The sequence below is a fragment of the Mycobacterium noviomagense genome, assembly GCF_010731635.1.
In the GTDB taxonomy this organism is placed as follows: Bacteria; Actinomycetota; Actinomycetes; order Mycobacteriales; family Mycobacteriaceae; genus Mycobacterium; species Mycobacterium noviomagense.
On record NZ_AP022583.1, the window covers coordinates 2,252,795 to 2,271,945 of the forward strand.

The 19,151-nt window shown below is 66.0% G+C and carries 10 protein-coding genes and 1 tRNA gene; 6 read left to right on the top strand and 5 right to left on the bottom strand.

The genetic code is table 11. The features are described 5' to 3' along the window. Positions 1-32: 32 nt before the first annotated feature. Both G6N15_RS10345 and G6N15_RS10350 read right to left on the bottom strand, forming a co-directional pair. Positions 33-794, bottom strand: a complete 762-nt coding sequence (locus G6N15_RS10345) for a hypothetical protein (protein WP_083089773.1) — start codon at positions 792-794, stop codon at positions 33-35. Next, on the bottom strand, positions 791-8,749 hold the full coding sequence (locus G6N15_RS10350) for a BTAD domain-containing putative transcriptional regulator (RefSeq protein ID WP_439650662.1): 7,959 nt from the start codon (positions 8,747-8,749) through the stop codon (positions 791-793). Before G6N15_RS10350 ends, G6N15_RS10345 begins: the two co-directional genes overlap by 4 nt. Positions 8,750-9,017: 268 nt before the next feature. On the opposite strand from G6N15_RS10350, the gene G6N15_RS10355 reads away from it, so the two are divergent. Further along, the gene (locus tag G6N15_RS10355) at positions 9,018-9,683 is read left to right on the top strand and encodes a hypothetical protein (protein ID WP_083089771.1); all 666 of its coding nucleotides are present in this window, start codon (positions 9,018-9,020) and stop codon (positions 9,681-9,683) included. 282 nt (positions 9,684-9,965) lie between these two features. Beyond that, positions 9,966-10,607 (top strand): hypothetical protein, encoded by a 642-nt coding sequence (locus tag G6N15_RS23190; protein ID WP_083089784.1) that lies wholly within the window; start codon positions 9,966-9,968, stop codon positions 10,605-10,607. Between the two features lie 132 nt (positions 10,608-10,739). On the opposite strand, the gene G6N15_RS10360 is transcribed toward G6N15_RS23190, so the two are convergent. The 3 genes from G6N15_RS10360 to G6N15_RS10370 all read right to left on the bottom strand — a co-directional run bounded on the left by G6N15_RS10360 (position 10,740) and on the right by G6N15_RS10370 (position 13,407). Next, positions 10,740-11,972: an IS256 family transposase gene (locus tag G6N15_RS10360; RefSeq protein WP_083090143.1), complete on the bottom strand. Its 1,233-nt coding sequence runs from the start codon at positions 11,970-11,972 to the stop codon at positions 10,740-10,742. A gap of 318 nt (positions 11,973-12,290) precedes the next feature. Further along, on the bottom strand, positions 12,291-13,142 hold the full coding sequence (locus tag G6N15_RS10365; RefSeq protein ID WP_083090126.1) for a L,D-transpeptidase: 852 nt from the start codon (positions 13,140-13,142) through the stop codon (positions 12,291-12,293). Between the two features lie 191 nt (positions 13,143-13,333). After that, positions 13,334-13,407 (bottom strand) — tRNA-Gly (locus G6N15_RS10370). Positions 13,408-13,489: 82 nt separating this feature from the next. Here G6N15_RS10370 and dcd point away from each other — a divergent pair. The 4 genes from dcd to G6N15_RS10390 all read left to right on the top strand — a co-directional run bounded on the left by dcd (position 13,490) and on the right by G6N15_RS10390 (position 19,095). Continuing rightward, positions 13,490-14,062, top strand: coding sequence for a dCTP deaminase (gene dcd, locus G6N15_RS10375; protein WP_083090125.1), 573 nt, complete (start codon positions 13,490-13,492; stop codon positions 14,060-14,062). A 220-nt stretch (positions 14,063-14,282) separates the two neighbouring features. Beyond that, a complete protein-coding gene (locus G6N15_RS10380; RefSeq protein WP_179961800.1) occupies positions 14,283-15,767 on the top strand; it encodes a DUF7159 family protein in 1,485 nt (494 codons plus the stop codon). Positions 15,768-15,905: 138 nt separating this feature from the next. Beyond that, a complete protein-coding gene (locus G6N15_RS10385) occupies positions 15,906-17,357 on the top strand; it encodes a DUF7159 family protein (protein WP_179961801.1) in 1,452 nt (483 codons plus the stop codon). 112 nt (positions 17,358-17,469) lie between these two features. Further along, positions 17,470-19,095, top strand: coding sequence for a DUF7159 family protein (locus G6N15_RS10390; protein WP_443677491.1), 1,626 nt, complete (start codon positions 17,470-17,472; stop codon positions 19,093-19,095). Positions 19,096-19,151: the final 56 nt, after the last annotated feature.

Here is a 19,151-nt window from a genome sequence, read left to right on the forward strand (position 1 = left end):
ACGTTTCGGCCTCAGGCGGCGCCCGACAGCTACTACGGTTGATCCTTGACGTTGAGTTCGTTGAACCGCGACAGGGCCAAGTCGCGCTGGTTGTAGTCGAAGGCCTCGAAACGGCTGACGCGATAACCATCTAGGAAGGTGAGCGTGACGAGCGGAATCTCGATCGCGACTCCATCGGTCGATGTGCCCCTCAAGACCACATGGCTCGCGACGCCGATCGCCGAGTGCGTAAGGATTTCGGCGAGCTCGACCCAATAGTCGGGTATGAGCGACTCCATAGTTCGGAACGATGACATGTTGTCGGCGACCGTGTGGACGCCTGGAGTCGACAACTGCCGGTGGTTGACGTACGTCGCACCGGCGCTTAGTTCGGCGAACGCGTCCCGGTACCTATCGCGAGTCAGTCCGAGGCGAGATCCCCTGATGGCGAACGGCTCTGTCGCCAACCGCCATGACTTGGGTGCCTCGAACACTGCGCGTGCAACCTCGGGCCGCGCCGGGCGCTCGTCGCGCAGGACCTTTCGCTGGTCCTCATACCATCCGTCCGCAGACATGAGGGCGAGATAACCGTTCAAGTCGCGGCGGTTGAATGCATCGGCCAAACGTGCCCGGGCCCGGGTCGCGGCGTTCTCGAGGAGAGGCGCCGGCCGATCGAGCTCATCGAACCTCATGAGTGCGGCGTCGAGGTCTGCCTCGTCGAAGATCTCGAACCGGCAGAGCAGGTCGCCTTCAAATGCGAAAAGGCCGATCTCGCGCCACTCCGCATCGAAGCCCTCCCGTGAGGTCCCCGTCATGACCTCTGGTCCGCTTGGCTCGCTGCATTTTCGAGCCTCCGTGCCGGTTGGCTGAGTTCGTCGAACTGCGCGATTGCGGCGTCGAGGTCGGCCTCATCGAACATCTCGCAGCGGCTGTAGTGATTTCCGTCAACCATCACCACGGAGACTTCCCGCCAATCGGCGTCAAAGCCGTCTCGCGAAGTTCCGTGCACAGCAGTCGTTACGACGGCTCCGAGATTGCTCAGCCGGTGAACGGACTCGGCGTAAACATTGGTGTTCGGGACGATGTCCCAAGTGGCGCGAATGTACACCGAGAGTTCGCCCGGGTCGAACGCTCTCCCTCGCCGGTGATCGATGGTCACCCAGTCTGGCGTCGCCGGAGGAAGCTCGTTGCGATTGCCCGCAGCAATGGCGTGCATGATGACCGACCACGTGCGCGCGTACGGCGCTGCATCGCCGGCGAGATAGCGGGCGTCGAGTTCCGCTATGGCGGAGTCGAAGTCGTCGTGGTCGAACGCGACGCCGGCCACTAGTCGCTCGTCGGCGTTGATCTCATCGATGATGAGTACCTCTGTGAAGAACGCCTCGTGTCCCTGATCGCGGCTTGAGAGACCGATCCGAATGAGGGCAAGGCGCTCACCGCGGGTCGCCACGACGGTCGACATACGGTCTGGCCAAATCTCCGCGCGCGCCCGCATATCTGCTAGGTGGGCGTCTCGACCATGTCGAACTCCGGAGCCGACCACGCGACGGCGATCGTCACTCGAATAGTTTTCGGCCAATACATCTGCCATGGCCTGCCAGTCGCCCGCCGTGTAGTACGCCGTGAAGCGGGCGGCCACTCGGCTTGCCGCGTTTTCCAATCGCGGTGTAGACCTGCTGAGCTGATCGAACGTCGCGAGCGCGGCGTCGAGGTCAGCCTCATCGAAGAGTTCGCAGCGATTGATCGCGTCGTCTTGGACGGTGAGAAGCAAAACATCCCGCCACTCCGCGTCGAAACCAACTTGTGAGATCCCATTCGCTACATGGGTGACGACTGCGCCAACGTTGCTGAGCCGATGCACAGCCTCGATGTAGATCTTGGTGTCAGGCGAGTCGTCCCAGGCGGCTCGGATGTACGCGATCATGTCGCCGGGGGCGAAAGCTGCTGCGCGACGATGGTCAATGTTCACCCAGTCCGGCGTTGTCGTCGGGTGCTCGCGCCGGTTGAACGCGGCATACGCTTCGGCAATCACCGACCACGCATGCGCATGGGCGGCAGCTTCGCCGGCGAGGTAGCGCGAGTCGAGTTCGGCGACCGCAGCTTCGAGGTCGTCGGCGTCGAACATGACGTGGGCCGAGATCTGGTTGTCGGCGTTGACCTGGACAACGCCGGTGACGTCACTGGAAGGCTCGGCCCAGTCGCCGAAAGACACACAGTGGCGACAGAGGACGAGGCGCTCCGCACGGGTCGCAATGGCGGTAGGCGCGATGTTTAGGATTCCAATCTCGGCGAAAGACCGCATGTTCGTGATTTCGGCATCCCGCCCACGCCTGACCCCCGCGTTCACGACCCGTCGACGATCGTCCGTCACAAAGTCGTCGGTTAGCGTCTTGGCCATGACGTCCCAGTCGCGGGCCGCAAAGCGCGCGAAGTAGCGCTCAAGCACTCTGATTGCCGCGTTTTCGAGACGGTGCGCCTGCGGGCCCAGCTCCTCAAAGCGTGCAAGCGCGGCGTCGATGTTTGCCTCGTCGAACAGCTCGGAACGACTGATTGCGCCGGCTTGGACCGTCAATATCTGAACTCCTCGCCATTCGGCGTTGAAGCCATCTGATGAACTCCCATGCGCAGCATGGGTTACGACAGCTCCGAGGTTGTCCAGCCGGTGCACTGCCTCGATGTAGGTGTTGATGTCTTGCCCGAGGTCCCACCCGGCGCGGACATATGCAATCAGGTCACCGGGCGCGTACGCTGCCGCCCGGCGGTGGTCGACATTCACGAAGTCCGGAGTGGTTGAGGCGAGTTCGTGGCGGTTGATTGCTGAGTAGGCACCGGCGACGAGCGACCACGTTTGCGCGTGGGCGGCCGCTTCGCCGGCAAGATAGCGCGCGTCAAGCTCGGCGATCGCGGCGTCGACGTCGTCCACGTCGAACACGAGGTGTGCTACCAAGCGTTCGTCGGCGTCGACCTGGAGGATGTCAAGGTATTCCATTTGGAAATCACCAGTCGAGGCCCGAACACGACTGAGGACGAGGTGTGCGCCGCGGATCGCAATGACATCTGAAGTCAGGTGCTCAATTCCCACGTCGGCGATCGCCCTCAGTTCAGCGATCAGGGCATCGCGGCCTTGCCAGGCACCCGCATTGACTACCCGGCGACGGTCCTCTTTGCGAAGGTTCTCGGCGATCATGTCGGTTATCGCAGGCCAGTTGCGTGCCGCGAAGGACACCTTGAATCGCTCGTACAGTCGGCTTGCCGGGTTTTCGAGCCGCCGTGCCTTCGGCTGCTGCTCGTCGGAACGGCCGTGCACGGCATCGAGTTCGGCGATCGCGGCTTCCATGTGTGCGACGTCGAACCACACGTGTAGCGCCATGCGACCTTCCTCGTCGAGACCGCAAAGCTGCAACATTTTGTCTTCCGGCGCCCCGGCGCCCGCGTCTGCAGTGCCAATCTCCAGCCGCGTAAGAGCCAGACGCTCACCGCGCACAGCGACAACGATGTGGCGGTGTCGCACGCCGCCCATCTCACGCGCACTCCTCACCACGTCCCTGACCCATTGGCTAGGCGTAACGACCGCGCGCGGGAAGCCGACGATTCTGCGGCGACTCTCGAGTACGATTTCGGGTGCCAAATACTGCTCAATCTCTTCCCAGTTCTCCCGATGGGCCGCGCCGTCGATTTCTCGGACAACTCGCGCGCATGCATTCTCGAGCCGGCTGAGCTGATCGAATTTCGCGATTGCGGTGTCTAGGTCTGCCTCGTCGAAAAGCTCCGAGCGGTTGAACGCCTCACCATCAGTCGTGCAAAAGTGGACTTCTCGCCATTCCCCGTTGAAACCCTCGCTCGAGGTCCAATACGCCGCGTGAGTGATGACCGCTCCGAGTTCACTAAGCCGATGCACAGCCTCGATGTAAGGCTTGACGTCTTGCCCGAGGTCCCACCCGGCGCGTAGGTATTCGATCAGCTCGCCGGGAGCAAACGCTGTGCCGCGGCGATGATCGATGCTCGCAAAGTCCGGTGTCGTCACTGGAATTTCGCGTCGGTTAAGGGCAGTGTAGCCGCCAGCGATCACCGACCACGTCTTCGCGTACGGTGCCGCCTCGCCGGCGAGGTAGCGAGCGTCGAGTTCGGCGATTGCGGCGTCGATGTCTTCGAGGTCGAACCACACCTGAAGTGCGAATCGGCCGTCCTCGTCGATGCCGTATAGAGAAAGAAATTCGTCATACGGTGCTCCGGGGCTTGCGTCGGAGCTGTCAACCCTTAGTCGAGATAGGGCCAGGCGCTCGCCTCGCACGGCGATAACGACTTGCCTGAGCCGCATGGTGCCGGCCTCGAGATTGCGCCTGTTCGCCCGCACCCAGTCGGCCGAAGGCAAGTCGCTTTGCGTGAATCCGACTATCTTCCGGCGACTCTCGACGACTGGCTGGTTTGAAAACATTTGCTCGATTTGGTCGAAGTCTCGGCGTTCAACGGCAGCTAACAGCCGTTCACCCGCCCGCACGCACGCGTTGTCCAGCTCGACCCGCTCAGCCGGCGGACGTTGCGACTCGAATCGGGCGTGCATCGCGTCGAGCTCGGCCATAGCGGCGTCGATGTCTTCGACGTCGAACCAGACCTGTTGTGCGATTCGACCTTCGTCGTCGATGCCGTATAGCTGGAGAAATTCGTCGCGCGGCGCCCCAGCGCTCACGTCGGGAGTGCTAACCACCACTCGTTGAAGAGCTAGGCGCTCACCGCGCGCGGCGATAGCGACGCGGTCGACGCGCATGGCACCCGTCTCGAGATCGCGCCTCGTCTGACGCATCACCTCGTCCGAGCGAAACTCGCCCTGCCCAAAGCCGACAATCTTTCGGCGACTCTCAACGGAGCCATCGGGTGCGAAAAGCCCCTCGAACTCGTCCCATGCCTCGCGGTCAATAGCGGCCATCACGCGCTCGCCCGCTCGTACGGCCGCGGTTTCCAGCTCGACAGCCAGCGGTTCAGGCGGCGCCGGAGCCGTCGGCGGGACGTGCTTGTCGAGAACTTGCCGCGCCCTTTCGGCAAGTGCCGCAGCGCCTTTCTGTTCGTACAGATCCGCCGCTCGCTCAGCGGCGGCCCGCGCCGCGGCGGTGTCTCCGGCAGCTTCCCACACTGTCGCCAACGCTAGACACGCGTCGCCGTGGTCGACCAAGAGGTCCGTCCGCTCGGCCAGCGCGACGGCGGCCTCAGCAACCCGCCTCGCCTCGCCGTGCTCGCCTCGCCGCGAAAGCAGAAGCGCCCGAAGGGTGCGCCAGGCAATCGCAGCCTTCAACGCATGGCCAGCGAGCCGCTCACTCTCCGAACACAATTCGTCGGCCGCGGTATCGCGGTCGAGCGCCAGACACGTGCGACCCAGCAGCGCAGCGGTCTCGGCGGTATCCGCCTCAAGACCCATGCGGCGAAAACCGTTGTAGGCCTGGCGAAGATGTCGCTCCGCGGCAGCAGGATCGTCGCCAACCAGCTCGACAATGCCCGCAAACTGCTCAACCTCAAGCAGCGCATGGCGCAGGCCGAGTTCGGTGACGGTGCGCCGCGCCGAGTCGATCATCCGTCGGGCCGCGGTTGCCCGGCCGCGGAAGGCCTCCAACACCGCTTGGCATCGCGTCGAAGTCGCCTCCACTGCAGGCGAGTCCGTCGTGATCCGCAGCAGCCGCACAACGTCAAGACACCGCCCGCCCGCGCGCGGAACAGGATTCGGACCCCACAGCGCCGCCAGCGGCGCGCCCGCCAGAACCGCATTCACCCGCCGGTGATCACGTGCACGTCGCGCCGCAGTAAGAGCGTTGTCCAACGCGATTTCGCAGTCGGCGATTCGCCCGAGGCGGGCCAGGCATCCCGCCCGCACAGTGTGCGCCTTGGCTTCGCCTGCGGCGTCGTCTAATTCGGCCAGCTTGTTGGCGGCCACCCCCAACGCGGCCTCGACCTCATCCAATCGCTCGGGATGGACCAGCATCGAGAGCTGGCCGTCGAAGCACGTCGCCCAGGCCGCCAATCGCGCCGAATCGACTGTCGCGGACTGCAATTGTGAGACAGCGCCCGCCGCCGATACCACGTCACCTGCGGCCAGCAGTGCTTCGCAGCGCGCGACCAGTAGTTCGGCCTGCTGGTCTTCGCGGTCGGGCAGCTCCTCGTCAAGCTCCTCCAGCGCATGCACGGCGCGGTCGTAGAGGTCGGCAGCACCTTCGTAGGCGAGCCGTGCCATCGCCTGATCTGCCGCACGGCGGCAATACTCGACGGCCTTGGCCGCGTTGCCTGCCCACGCACATTCGAAGTAGTGATAAGCCAGCTCAGCCAGCAGCTCGTCGTCGGCGCCGGGCTCGTTCTCCAATGTTGTGGCGATGCGCTGGTGCAGTCGCATGCGCCGTACGGATGCCAGCTCGGCGAGCAGCGACTGGCGGACGATGGCGTGGTTGAACCGGTAGCGACCGCCGGGTTCTTCGATGACGATGCCGGCCTTGCACGCCTCGTCGAATGCGTCGACCAGGTCCTCGCCTACCACACGCTCGACGAGGTCCACCGCAAACCGGCTGCCCACGACCGCGGCTGCGGCAAGGGCTTTGTTCGTCTCTGCTGGAAGTCGAGAAAGCCGGCGGCTCACGGCTTCTCGCACACCCTGGGGCAGGGTACTGGGATCCCAAACCCCGCCGCTCTCGTCGACGTGGCGCAGCGCCTCGATGAGGAAGAACGGATTGCCACCCGTGACGGACGCCAATGCCCGGGCGAGTTCTTCGTCGTCGTAGCCGGCCTCAGCGACGTACGCGGTCACGTCGTCCTCGTCGAGACCGCCGAGGCTGATGCGGTTGTCGGTGCCGTCGCGGTGCAGATCGGCGAGCATCGCGGCCAGAGGGTGGGAGCGGTCGAGGTCGGTGCTGCGGTAGGTGCCCACGATCTGGACGGAGGCGTGCTCGCCGAAGCGCAGCAGGTGCCGCAACAGCAACAGCGTGGGTTTAGCGGCCCAGTGCAGGTCGTCGAGTATCAGGACGACCGGCGCGCTCGCAGAAGCGATTTCCAGCAGCGCGACGACGGCGTCGAACAGTGCATAGCGTTCCGTGTCGGGATCGGCGCGAGGCGGTGCTGAGAGGTCGGGGAGGACATCGGTCAGCCCGGGAACCAGCGGAAGTAACGCTTCGACACCGCGCAGTCCTCGCAGCCGGTTGGCGCCAAGGGACGGCACAAGGGAACGCAACGCTTCCGCGAACGGCTGATAGGGCGCGCCGAGATCCTCGTCGCAGCGGCCGTACAGCACGACCGCTCCTTGCTCGTAGGCGTGCCTGGACCATTCGCCGGCCAGGCGCGTCTTGCCGACACCCGGTTCGCCGGCGATCAGTACCGCTTGCGCGCCGCGCGCGAGCGCGGTCTGCCACGCGGATAGCAGCCGTTCAAGCTCGCGGACCCGACCGACGAACGGGCCGGCACCGACGAGTACCGCTGGCAGAGCAGGCCGCTCGACCGGCGCCTCGCTTGTCTGCGGTTTGGGCGCGTCTTCGGTTTCCAGGCGAAGTTCGAAGACGTGTTCCGGGCGCGCGAGGTTGCGCAGCTGGCGCATGCCCAAGTCGGCGAGCACGACGTCATCGGGCAGTGAGTCGATCACGAGCTCGGCGGTGGCACCCGAGCACAGGATCTGGCCGCCCGCAGCGAGCGACCGCAGCCGCGCGGCGCGATTGACCGCCCGGCCGAAGTAGTCGCCGTCGCGCAGCTCGACCTCGCCGGTGTGCAGTGCCACCCGGATGCGCATGGGATCCCTTAAGGCCCACGGCTCGTGGGTGATCGCGTCTTGCAGCTCGATGGCGGCGGCGGCCGCGGCAGACGGTCGATCGAAAACCGAGAACGTCGCATCGCCCTCGCCGCGGGTCTTGATCAGCCGTCCACCGCGGGAGGTGACGACTTGTTCGACGAGCTCGTCGTGGCGCGCGAGCGCCGCCGCCATCGCGTCGGCTTCCGCTTCCCAGGCGGCAGTCGACCCCTCGATGTCGGTGAGCAGGAACGTTACTGCGCGCGTCACCGTCGAAACCTGTTGCGCCACAGGCATGTCTAACTTGGCGTCTTGTGCAACGATTGCTGCTTGGAGCCGCCGAAGCTCAGGTCCCGGGTCGACACCTAGCTCATCGGCCAGCAGCGAGCGTGCTCGCTGATACGCGCCCAGGGCTTCGCCCTGCCGGCCAGCGCGGTAGAGCGCGAGCATCAGTTGTCCCCAACGCCTTTCGCGAAGCGGCGCCTCGGTGACCGCTGCCTCGAGTTCGCCGACGATCTCGGCCGCGCGACCCGTCGCCAGCAGTGCATCGGCGCGATCCTCGACCAACGCGGCGTGGCCTTCGCTCCAGCGCGTCCTTTCGGAGACTCCGCGCCGGGAATCGGGCAGCTCAGGGGTGCCGCGCCACAGAGTCAGCGCCTCGTCGAATCTCGCCACCGCGGTGCCGGTGTCACCGGCGGCCGCGGCGTCGCGGCCCATCTTGGCGGCCAGCTTGTATCGCGAGGCGTCGACTTCTGTCCCGGCCAGGGTCCAGCCCGCTCCCTCGGTGACGACGACACCGTCGCCCAGTGTGCGACGCAGCGAGGAGATGTGGGTCTGTAGCGCCTTGGCGGCGGTGCGCGGCGGATCGTCGCCCCAGAGCAGTTCGACGAGCGCGTCGGCCGATACGACCGAGCCGCTGTGCAGCCCGAGCATCGTGAGAATGGCGCGGGGTTTGGCGCCCGGGATCATGACGGGAGTGCCGTCTTGCCGGACCTGGAGAGGTCCCAAAACCCCCAGCTCCACCGTTGGAAGCGTAGTCACGTCGCTATCGTCGGGTGGGGGATTCAACACCTGGTCAAGGTGGAGTAAAGCCGTCGCGCCTGCGGCTGCGGGCCGTTTCTGTCCATCGCAGCGCGGCGTCGAGCAGTCGGTGCCCTGATCTGCTTCGGCCTGTCGCTCGTTTTGAACTCGTGTCGAGTAGCTGGGCGAAGCCGGGACCCAAGGAAGCGGCCGTCAGAGGCCTTTAGTTATCATTCCGTGACCCTTCCGCCATTTGCTCGTGAGGTGCATCGTGGGACGACATCGGCTACCTAGTCGCCGACCGGCGTCATCGGTGGTCGCGGCTGCAATGGGAGGCCCAGCCGCCGCCATATTCTTTGCCGTCAGCGGAAGCGCCCACCCAGTCCGTGCAACCGTTGAGGCCCAACCGGTTGGTGACGGCGTTGGCCCGTGCTGCGTGCAGCTTGTGGCAGCACCACCGGGCGCATTGTCGTCGGCTCGCTCACATAAGCAATTCGATCGCGACGAGTTGGTGCGAGCCTCGAGATTGCGGGTGGTGCACCAGGCAGCTGCGGAGGTGCTACCCCCTGGCAAAGCTCCGGAGCGCGGCCTGCAGGTCAGGACCATCTTGGTGTCTCGCACCATCAGCGCGATATTTCCCGAGATACAAAGCATCGGCGGTGTTCGACCGGATGCGCTGAGGTGGCACCCCAACGGCCTGGCGCTCGACGTGATGATTCCCAACCCCAGCAGCGCGGAGGGCATCGCGCTGGGCAACCAAATCGTCGCGTTCGTCCTCCAGAATGCCGATCGCTTCGGGATACAAGATGCCATCTGGCGCGACGTCTACTACACGCCTGCCGGTCCCCAAAGCTCTGGATACGGCCACTACGACCACGTCCACATCACAACCACCGGAGGTGGATATCCCACCGGTGGCGAGGTCTACATCCGCTGAAGGCCGGACGGTGCTACGGCGTTAGGTCGCTACCAGGTGTCGTGATTCGGCCGACATCGACTTGCCGTCTAGAGCTGCGTTTCTGAGGGACCACTTCGGGCCGAACGTCACCGTTTGGGCACGGCACGTCACCATTTGGAAACGACCGGTGCGCCGTGGCTCGTGCCCCGCCGCGGCCCCTAACAATTAGACCGTCGTCTAAACAGGACTTCCGTACGGCTATGCGGTTCTGCTGCACCGTTTGATAACGGAATCCGAGCGCGAATAAAGGAGCTGACGGTGATGATGATCTTTGATCGAGTGAGCATCAAAGTAGTTGCCGGCGCTGGGTTATGCGGAGCCGCAATAGCTTTGACCCCGAACGCGGCAGCCACGCCGCTCATAACGGGTGGCTACGCCTGCATGCAGGGACAGTCGGCCGAAGCTGCACCGTTGGTCCCCGAGAGCGGGACGGTACCGGCCGCCGGCGGACCGGTAGCCGGTGGAGGACTTGCGACTGCTGGCGGACCGGTGGCCGGTGCAGGGCCGGTGGCCGGCGGGGGACCGGTAACTGCTGGCGCGTGCACGGCTAGCGCTCCGCTCACTGACATGGCTGGTATCCCGCTAGTTACACCTGGGCCGGTCGGTGCTCCGGTGGGCGCGCCGGTGCCGGTTGGTGCTCCGGTCGGTGCGCCGGTGCCGGTTGGTGCTCCGGTCGGTGCACCGGTGCCGGTTGGCGCTCCCGTCGGTGCTCCAGTGCCGGTGGGTGCTCCATTGGCGGCGGGTGCTCCGGTCGCGGCTGGTGCCCCGGCGGTTGTTCCGATGCCGGATGGTGCTCCACTCATCGACATGTCTGGTACCTACGGGGGCAAGGGCCAGCCGACGAGTGCCGCGCCGGCCGGTGGACCGGTGCCCGGTCAGCCCGTCCTGCCCGGTCCTTCCTAGGCCGCCTGTTCCAGGCTGATCCTTCGGGACCCGCGGACGCGTCGCGTTGCTTCGCGGCAGCTAACGACGGTCGTGCCCCGTGGAGTGGTGTAAGTAAAGCGGGCGTTTCGCCTGAGGCTCTGCGGTTGTTCACTATGCCGTGAGGGCTGCCGATGTGGCAACGTTCTGCTCGGGTTTGGTGGCGGGATTGAGCAGGGCGAGTGTGGTTTCGGAGAGGTAGCGTTTGTCGGCGACCTGCCATTCGTCGTGGGCCTCGACGAGCACCGAGCCGGCGAGCCGCAACAGTGCGGCGGGGTTGGGAAAGACTCCGACGACGTCGGTGCGGCGCTTGATCTCTTTGTTGAGGCGCTCGAGTGGATTGGTCGACCAGATCTTTTTCCAGTGCGGCACAGGGAAATCGGCGAATGCGGTGATGTCTGGGCCGGCATCGCGCAGCATCGTTTCGACTTTAGGAAATTGGCGGCCAAGCATGGTGGCGATGGTGTCGAGCTGCTCGCGCACGTGCTCGGCGTCGGGTTGGGCGAAGATGGTGCGGATCGCTGCGGCGACCATCTCCGCCGAGCCTTTGGGAACCTGAGCCAACAGGTTGCGCAGGAAATGCACCCGGCAGCGTTGCCAACTCGCGCCGATCAGGATCGCCTCGATGGCGTTGCGCAGTCCGGTGTGGGCATCGGAGATCACCAACTGCACCCCAGACAGACCCCGCGATTTCAGCGAGCGCAAAAACGCCGTCCAAAACGCGCCGTCCTCGGAATCGCCGACATCAAAACCCAGCACTTCGCGGCGTCCGTCGGCGGCGACCCCGGTCGCGATGACCACCGCTTGGGAGACCACGCGGTGGTTGACGCGGGCCTTGCAGTAGGTGGCGTCTAAGAAGATGTACGGGAATCGTTGATCGGCCAGCGGCCGATCCCGAAAGGCGGCGACTTCGGTGTCCAGATCAGCGCAGATGCGCGACACCTCGGATTTGGAGATACCGCTGTCGGCGCCCAAGGCTTTGACCAGATCGTCGACCTTGCGGGTGGAGGTGCCGTGCAGGTAGGCCTCCATGACCACCGCGAACAGGCACTGATCGACCCGGCGGCGCCGTTCCAGCAGCGCCGGGAAGAACGATCCGCTGCGGAGCTTGGGGATCCGCAGCTCCAGATCCCCGGCCACTGTGGAAAGCGTGCGCGGCCGTGAGCCATTGCGCTGGTTGGTGCGGGCTTCGCTGCGCTCGTAGGGGCCAGCGCCGATCACCGCGGTCAGTTCGGCGTCGATCAACGCCTGATAAATGGTTTCGGCGGCCTGCTTAATCCGGCCAGCGGCATCGGCATTGCGTAGTGCGTCCAACACCTCCAGCAAGGCAGACTGATCCAGGGCCATCGCGATGTTCCTCTCGGTAGTGATACTTGGCGGTTTCACCACAGAGACTCACGCGATGGCCCCCTCTACATCAGAACCGACACGCCGCCATTTCCACCACACCCAGGGACGTCAACCTAACGACGCGTCGTCGGGTCAAGCTATGACTCCGAGCGCCACCCAGCGAGCACCGCTGCATCGACTCTTGCATGTGCATCTCGCGAGCGCCGATGTGTGGGCACGGCGCCGAAGCGTCAACTCTCTGGCCGCGGTTGACATCTGAGCTATGCGGGCATCGACAGCCGTACTACAACAGCAGCGTGGCGCTGCGCGCGCAGATCAACGAGGTGGGGAGCCTGGGGGAAGCCGGTGTGGTCGCTCTATTCCTGATTCCTCGACGATCACCGGGTCACCGATGTTGACCGTGTTGAAATACCACTCGGCGTCCGCGGGACTCAGGCTGATGCATCCGTGGCTGACGTTCTGACTGCCGAGTGAATTGATAGCCCACGGAGCTGAATGCACGAATAAGCCATGGCGGGTGATACGCACGGCGTACTCCACCGGGATCCGGTAACCGTCGGGATTGGTAACGGGGATGCCGACGCTGCTCGAATCCATAATCACCGAGCGTTCTTTGGACAGCACGGTGTAGGAGCCAACGGGCGTCGGGTATTCCGGCCTGCCCATCGAGGCCAGCATCACGCCCTCTTCGCCCCAGTGAGGTCGGTGGTGCGGCGCGGGTCGCCGGGGCGCTCCGTCGGCGACTCCGTCGATGCTGACGGTGAATGTGTGATCGGAGATATCGGCGATACCGATGACGGCTGGACCGGTTTTGAACTTTGTGGGCTGCCCGCCTACCGAAAGCGCCACAGTGCTGTGTGCGGGCCAGAACCGGTCGGGAACCCACTGCACGACATTGTCTTCGAGCCAGTCGAACCTGCCGGTCATCTCGGGCGTCGATCTGACGTCAATAGCGTTCTCGGCCAGGTGTCGATTGGCGACGGGAGCACGGAACGTCACGACCACGGGGTGCGCCACACCCACAACCTGTCCCAGCGTCGGTTGAACCGATGCGATGGCGAACCGATACGACTGGTTCGTCGCCGCAAGGCTTACGTCGGCCGGACCCGCAACCACCATCGCAGCGACACCAATCACCGCAAGAACACACCGAACTACGGCCCGCATGGCTCCAGGTCCTTATTAATCGACAGAGTTGTAATAGGGATGGTAGGGCGCTGTGACGTGGGAAAGCGCAAGGGCGCGTTAGCGACTCGATCAAGCCTTCGTCACGTTTCGGCTACGGCCGGCGAATCAACTTGATCGTCCGCGGGAGGCGAGGCACCCGTCATGGCGGCACGCTTGCGTCGGCGGCGATATGGAGCCGATGACGGGAATCGAACCCGCGTTCTCAGCTTGGGAAGCTGATGTTCTGCCATTGAACTACATCGGCGCGGTCGCTTCGGAAGGCTAGCATCCGGCGTTGCGTCGGTCATCGACATCGCGGGCGCGATATCAGCAGATACGCTCGCCGTGTGCTGCTCTCCGATCGTGATCTTAGGGCCGAAATCGATGCCGGGCGGCTGGTCATCGACCCGTTCGACGATTCCCTGGTGCAGCCGTCCAGTGTCGACGTCCGCCTCGACAGCCTGTTTCGGGTATTCAACAACACCCGCTACACCCACATCGACCCCGCCCAGCAGCAAGACGAGCTCACCAGCCTGGTGGAGCCGGTCGACGGTGAACCGTTCGTGCTGCACCCCGGAGAGTTCGTACTGGGATCCACGCTTGAGGTTTGCACGCTGCCCGAAGACCTTGCCGGCCGGTTGGAAGGCAAATCCTCGCTGGGCCGACTGGGCCTGTTGACCCACTCGACGGCGGGTTTCATCGACCCGGGCTTCAGCGGACACATCACGCTGGAGCTCTCCAACGTCGCCAACCTGCCGATCACCCTGTGGCCGGGCATGAAGATCGGTCAGCTGTGCATCCTGCGGTTGACCAGTCCGGCCGAGCACCCCTACGGCAGCGCTCGGGTTGGCTCGAAATACCAGGGCCAGCGGGGCCCGACGCCGTCGCGCTACTACCAAAACTTCATCGAGTCCACATAAAGAGCCCGACAGGACGGGCGTCTTCCGGCGACACGCAGTAAAGTCGAGCTACGGGACTGTGGGGGCTCAACGTCTCGCGCCTGCCAGAACTAGATACCGTCCAGCTAACTTTGGGGTATGACGCCGCACAACGCTGCGGCGATGAAGTGGGTGGCTGCCGGACCGAGGATGCGCAAGTCGGCGCAGATCTCAGGCGGCGAGCAAACGACTTGGAGGGGCAGTGGACACCGTACTTGGTGTGTCGATGGCACCCACGACGGTCCGCATGGTGTTAGTCGAAGGCGAAAACGCCGACGGCGTCACCGTCGACGAGGAAAACATCGAACTACCAGCGGACGACGAGTCAGCGCCGTCGACGGGAGCTGACCAGGTCATCTCTGCGATCCTGGGCACGCGCGAGGGCGCGACCGAGGCAGGCTACGAGCTGCGCTCGATCGGCGTGACCTGGACCGACCCGGTGCAAGCCAACGCTCTGCGGGACATGCTGGTCGCCCGCAAGGTCGAGAACGTCATGCTGGTCTCGTCGTTTTTGGCTGCGGCCGCGCTGGCGCAGACGGTGGGCAGCGCGACCGATCACCAGCACACCGCCCTGCTCTACGTCGAGCCGGACAGCGCGACCTTGGCCGTGGTCAACACCGCCGACGGATCCATCGCCGACGTGCACCGCGAGCTGCTGCCGGACGACGACGACGAAGCGGTGGCCAAGCTGGTCGAGATGGTCTCGGGCGCAAACCATCTGGAAGCACAACCGGAAAGCTTGTTCGTCATCGGCGCCGGCGTCGACATCCCGATGATCAAGCCGGCGTTGGAGGCGGCGAGCCCGCTTCCCGTCAGCGCACCCGAGGAGCCGGAGACCGCGCTGGCCCGCGGAGCGGCGCTCGCCTCAGCCAGCGCTCCGCTCTTCGCGTCGTCGACGGCTGCTCTGGCGTATGCCCAAGATCCCGGTACCGGCGCGGTGACTCCATACGCGGTGACTCCCGGCTATCTGGCCGCGGCAGAGGTGCCGGTTGGCGCCGACGCGGTAGACGAGGCCCTGGCCTATAGCGCTGTGCCCGACGAGGAGGCCGAGGCGTTCACGCTCGCCGCCGACGAACACCCGACCCCCTACGCCGCGGCGGTCGAGGAGGAAACCTACACCACGGGAATGTTCCCGGACTTCGGCGCCGAAGCCGCCGAGCAATCTAGCCGCCGGCCATTCCTGGCGGCGATGAGCGTGTTGACCATCTTCGTGGTCGGTGTTGTGGCGCTGGTACTTTCGCTCGCGGTCTCCATTCGGCCCCATGTTGCGCAGCGGCCCACCCTTGGTCAGAACGTGGTGGCTCCGGTGCAGCAGCTGCCCGCACCACCGCCGCCGAAAGCGGCGGTGCCGGCCCCGCCTGCGCCCGCTCCGGCGCCGGCCCCCGCGGCGGCGCCTGCCCCTGCTCCAGCGCCGGCTCCTGCGGCGGCACCTGCTCCGGCCCCCGCGCCGGAACCCGTTCGGATACCCGCTCCGGCGCCGGCGGCACCCGCTCCCGCGCCGCCGCCGCCCGCGTTGCCGCCGGTCGTCCCGATAATTCCCCAGATCGTTCCGCCTCCCGTCGTGATCGGACCACCGATAGGACCACGCGGTGGCGACGACGGCGGCTGGGGCCACGGCGGCTTCGGGATTCCCGGCCTCGGTGGCGGCCACGGCGGCTTCGGTGGCGGCCACGGCCGCGGTCACTGAGCCGTCACCTCGGCGCCGGCCGAAGCTAATCTTGGTGTCATAACACCGCATGATCTTTGCGGTGACGAACTTTGTGGTTGACGGCCTGAGCGGGCACCGATCGCGCGCGGTCGCGCAGCAAAGACTTCGGAGGGGGCAGTGGACACCGTACTTGGCGTGTCGATGGCGCCGACGGCGGTCCAAATGGTGCTGGTCGAAGGGGAGAGCGCCGCGGGCGCGACCGTCGACGAAGAGCAGTTCGAAATCTCCCCCAAGGGCAAAGCGCCAACCGTGCAGGCATCCGACCAGGTTGTGGCGGCGATCTTGGGCACCCGCGAAGGCGCGGCCGAGGCCGGCTACGAGCTGCGCTCGACAGGAGTGACCTGGAGCGACCCAGCTCAGGCCGCTGCGCTGCGGGATGCACTGGCGGCCCGAAAAGTCGAAAACGTCATGTTGGTCTCGGGGTTCTTGGCCGCGGCGGCTCTCGCGCAAGCGGTGGGGACCGCCACGGGCTATGAGCAGACCGCGTTGTTGTACATCGAGCCTGATACCGCGACGCTGGCCATGGTCGACTCCGCCGACGGCTCAGTGGCCGATGTGCGGCGCGAGATGTTGCCGGAAGACGACGACAAAGCGGTGGCCAAGCTGACCGATATGATCGCCCAAGTCGATGGCCTGGAATCGCACCCGGACGGGGTTTTTGTCGTCGGCTCCGGCGTGAACATTCCGATGATCAAACCGGCGCTGGAGGCGGCGACGTCGCTTCCCGTGAGCGTTCCCGAGGAGCCCGAGACCGCGCTGGCTCGAGGGGCGGCGCTGGCGTCGGCCGGCGCGCCGTTGTTCGCCTCCTCGACGGCTGCGCTGGCTTATGCCCAAGATCCCGGCACCGGTCTGGTGGACCCATATGCTGTGTCGCCGGGGTATTTGGCGGCGTCGCCCATCCCCGGTGCACGGGTGCTGGCCTACAGCGCTGTTCCCGACGAGGCCGACGCCTACACCGTGGCCGCCGATGCCTATCCCGGGGAGGAGCGACGGTTTACCACCGGCACCCTCGATGACATCGGTGCCGAAGCGACGGAGCAGTCCAGCCGCACACCATTTTTGGTGGCGCTGAGCGTGCTGACGATCTTCGTCGTTGGGGTAGTGGCGCTTGTACTTTCGCTGGCGATCAGTATCCGACCCCATGCCAACCAGCGACCCAACCTGAGCCAACACGCGGTCGCCCCAACCAAAGAGGCGCCGGCCCCGCCGGCGCCGAAAGCCCAGGTGCCAGCCCCGCCGGCCCCGGCCCCTGCACCTGCTCCCGCTCCTGCACCTGCTTCCGCTCCTGCGCCAGCACCTGCCCCGGCTCGTACACCTGCCCCTGCTCCTGCTCCGGCTCCTGCACCGGTGCGCATCCCGGCTCCTGCTCCTGCGCCGCCGCCTCCACCGCCGCCACCGCTTCCGCCGCTGCCGCAGATACTCGCACCGCCCGTACAAGGCCCGCCGATCCAACCGTGGGGTGGTGATCACGGTGGTGGCGGCTGGGGCCACGGCCGTGGCGGCGGTCCTGGCATCGGGGTCCAAGTCCCGTTGCCCGTCCCCGGACTCAAGCTGGGCATCGGGTTCTGACATGCCGGAATCTTCGGGGCGCCTGTGACGCCGCACCGACGTTTGGGACGGTGGCCTGCGTGGCTATTGCTTCAGAAGGATGTTGGCTAGCCGACCGAACTATGGAGGAATAGTGGACACCGTACTGGGCGTATCGATGGCGCCGAAGACGGTGCGCATGGTGTTAGTCGAAGGTGAGAACGCCGAGGGCGTCACGGTGGAGGAAGACAGCCTCGACGTCACCCGGGGCGGCGACTCGACAACTGTGAGCGCGGCGGATCAGGTGGTATCAGCGATCCTCGGCACGCAGGAAGGCGCGAAGGAAAGCGGCTACCAGCTGTCGTCGGCGGGGATCACCTGGACCGACCCCACTGACGCCGCCGCGCTGCGCGACGCGTTGGCGTCGCACAAGATGGAAAACGTCATGCTGGTCTCGGCGTTCTTGGCCGCGGCCGCATTGGCACAGAACGTCGGCAACGCGGTCGGCTACCAGAACACCGCGCTGCTGTTCGTCGAGCCCGACACCGCTACCTTGGCCGTCGTCGATTCGGCGGACGGTTCGGTCTCCGATGTGCGTCGACAGCCGCTGACCGGCGCCGACCCGACCTCCCAACTGACCGCGATTGTCGCTGGTGCAGAGGCGTTGCCGGAACGCCCGCAAGGGGTGTTCGTTGTGGGTTCCGGTGTCGACATTGCGGCGCTCAAGCCGCGGTTGGAAGCGGCCACCTCGCTACCGGTCAACGCCGCTGAAGAGCCGGAAACCGCGCTGGCCCGCGGCGCGGCGCTTGCGTCGGCCAACGCGCCGTTGTTCTCGTCCTCGACCGCTGCACTGGCTTATGCCCAAGATCCCGGCACCGGAGTCGTCGACCCGTACCGGGTCGCCCCCGGCTACTTCGACGTTCCCGACGCCGCCGAAGCAGGTGGCGAGCGGGCTCTGGCCTACAGCGCGGTGCCCGACGACGAAGCCGACGCCTACACCGCGGTGGCCGATGAGCCGGCCGTCAACGCCCGTGTGTACCGACCCGTCGTGCGCAAGCAGCGGCGCAGGCCGTTCATGCTGGTCGGCAGCGCGATAACGGCGATTTTCGTCGTCGGCGTTGTCGCGCTCGTGATCACGCTGGCGATGACCATTGGACCGTCGGTTGGCCTGCGGCCCACCCCCGGCCATAAGGCGGTCGCCCCGAATGCTCCGACACCCGCCGCGCCGGCCCCGGCTCCGCCCAACGCATCGCCACCCGCCGCACCGGCCCCGGCCCCGCCGCCGAATGCATCGCCACCGGCCGCGCCGCCACCTGCAGCGCCCGCGCCGGCGCCCGCACCTGCGGCTCCACCGCCGAGTCCCGCTCCCGTAGCGCCGGCCCCGGCTCCCGTAGCGCCGGCTCCCGCACCTGCTCCAGTGGCTCCGGCCCCCGCGCCGGTTGCGCCGGCCCCCGTAGCGCCAGCTCCCGTGCCTGCGGCACCTGCGCCTGTACCTGCGGCGCCGGCACCCGCTGCTCCGGCCCCGGCGCCCGCTGCCCCAGCGCCCGCTGCTCCCCAGATACCGCAATATTTCGGCCCGCCGGCTCAGGGGCCACCCATGCAACCGTGGGGCAGCGACCACGGTGGAGGTGGCTGGGGCCACGGCGGCGGGCCGCCGGGTGGCGGATTGCCGGGTGGCGGGATACCTGGTGGTGGGATCCCGGGTGGCGGAGGCGCTCCCGGCGGAGGTGGCGGTCCTCACGTGGGTATCGGGATACCCGGGTTCCACATCGGTTTCTAACCCGACACGCAGCAAACCGTCACCTGCAGTTCGTTTCCCGCTCAACACTGCGATGC

What these genes read in the sequence shown, in the direction of transcription:
- G6N15_RS10345 (WP_083089773.1), bottom strand. Translation starts at nt 794, where the DNA reads ATGACGGGGACCTCACGGGAGGGCTTCGATGCGGAGTGGCGCGAGATC.
- G6N15_RS23190 (WP_083089784.1), top strand. Translation starts at nt 9,966, where the DNA reads ATGATGATCTTTGATCGAGTGAGCATCAAAGTAGTTGCCGGCGCTGGG.
- G6N15_RS10360 (WP_083090143.1), bottom strand. Translation starts at nt 11,972, where the DNA reads ATGGCCCTGGATCAGTCTGCCTTGCTGGAGGTGTTGGACGCACTACGC.
- G6N15_RS10365 (WP_083090126.1), bottom strand. Translation starts at nt 13,142, where the DNA reads ATGCGGGCCGTAGTTCGGTGTGTTCTTGCGGTGATTGGTGTCGCTGCG.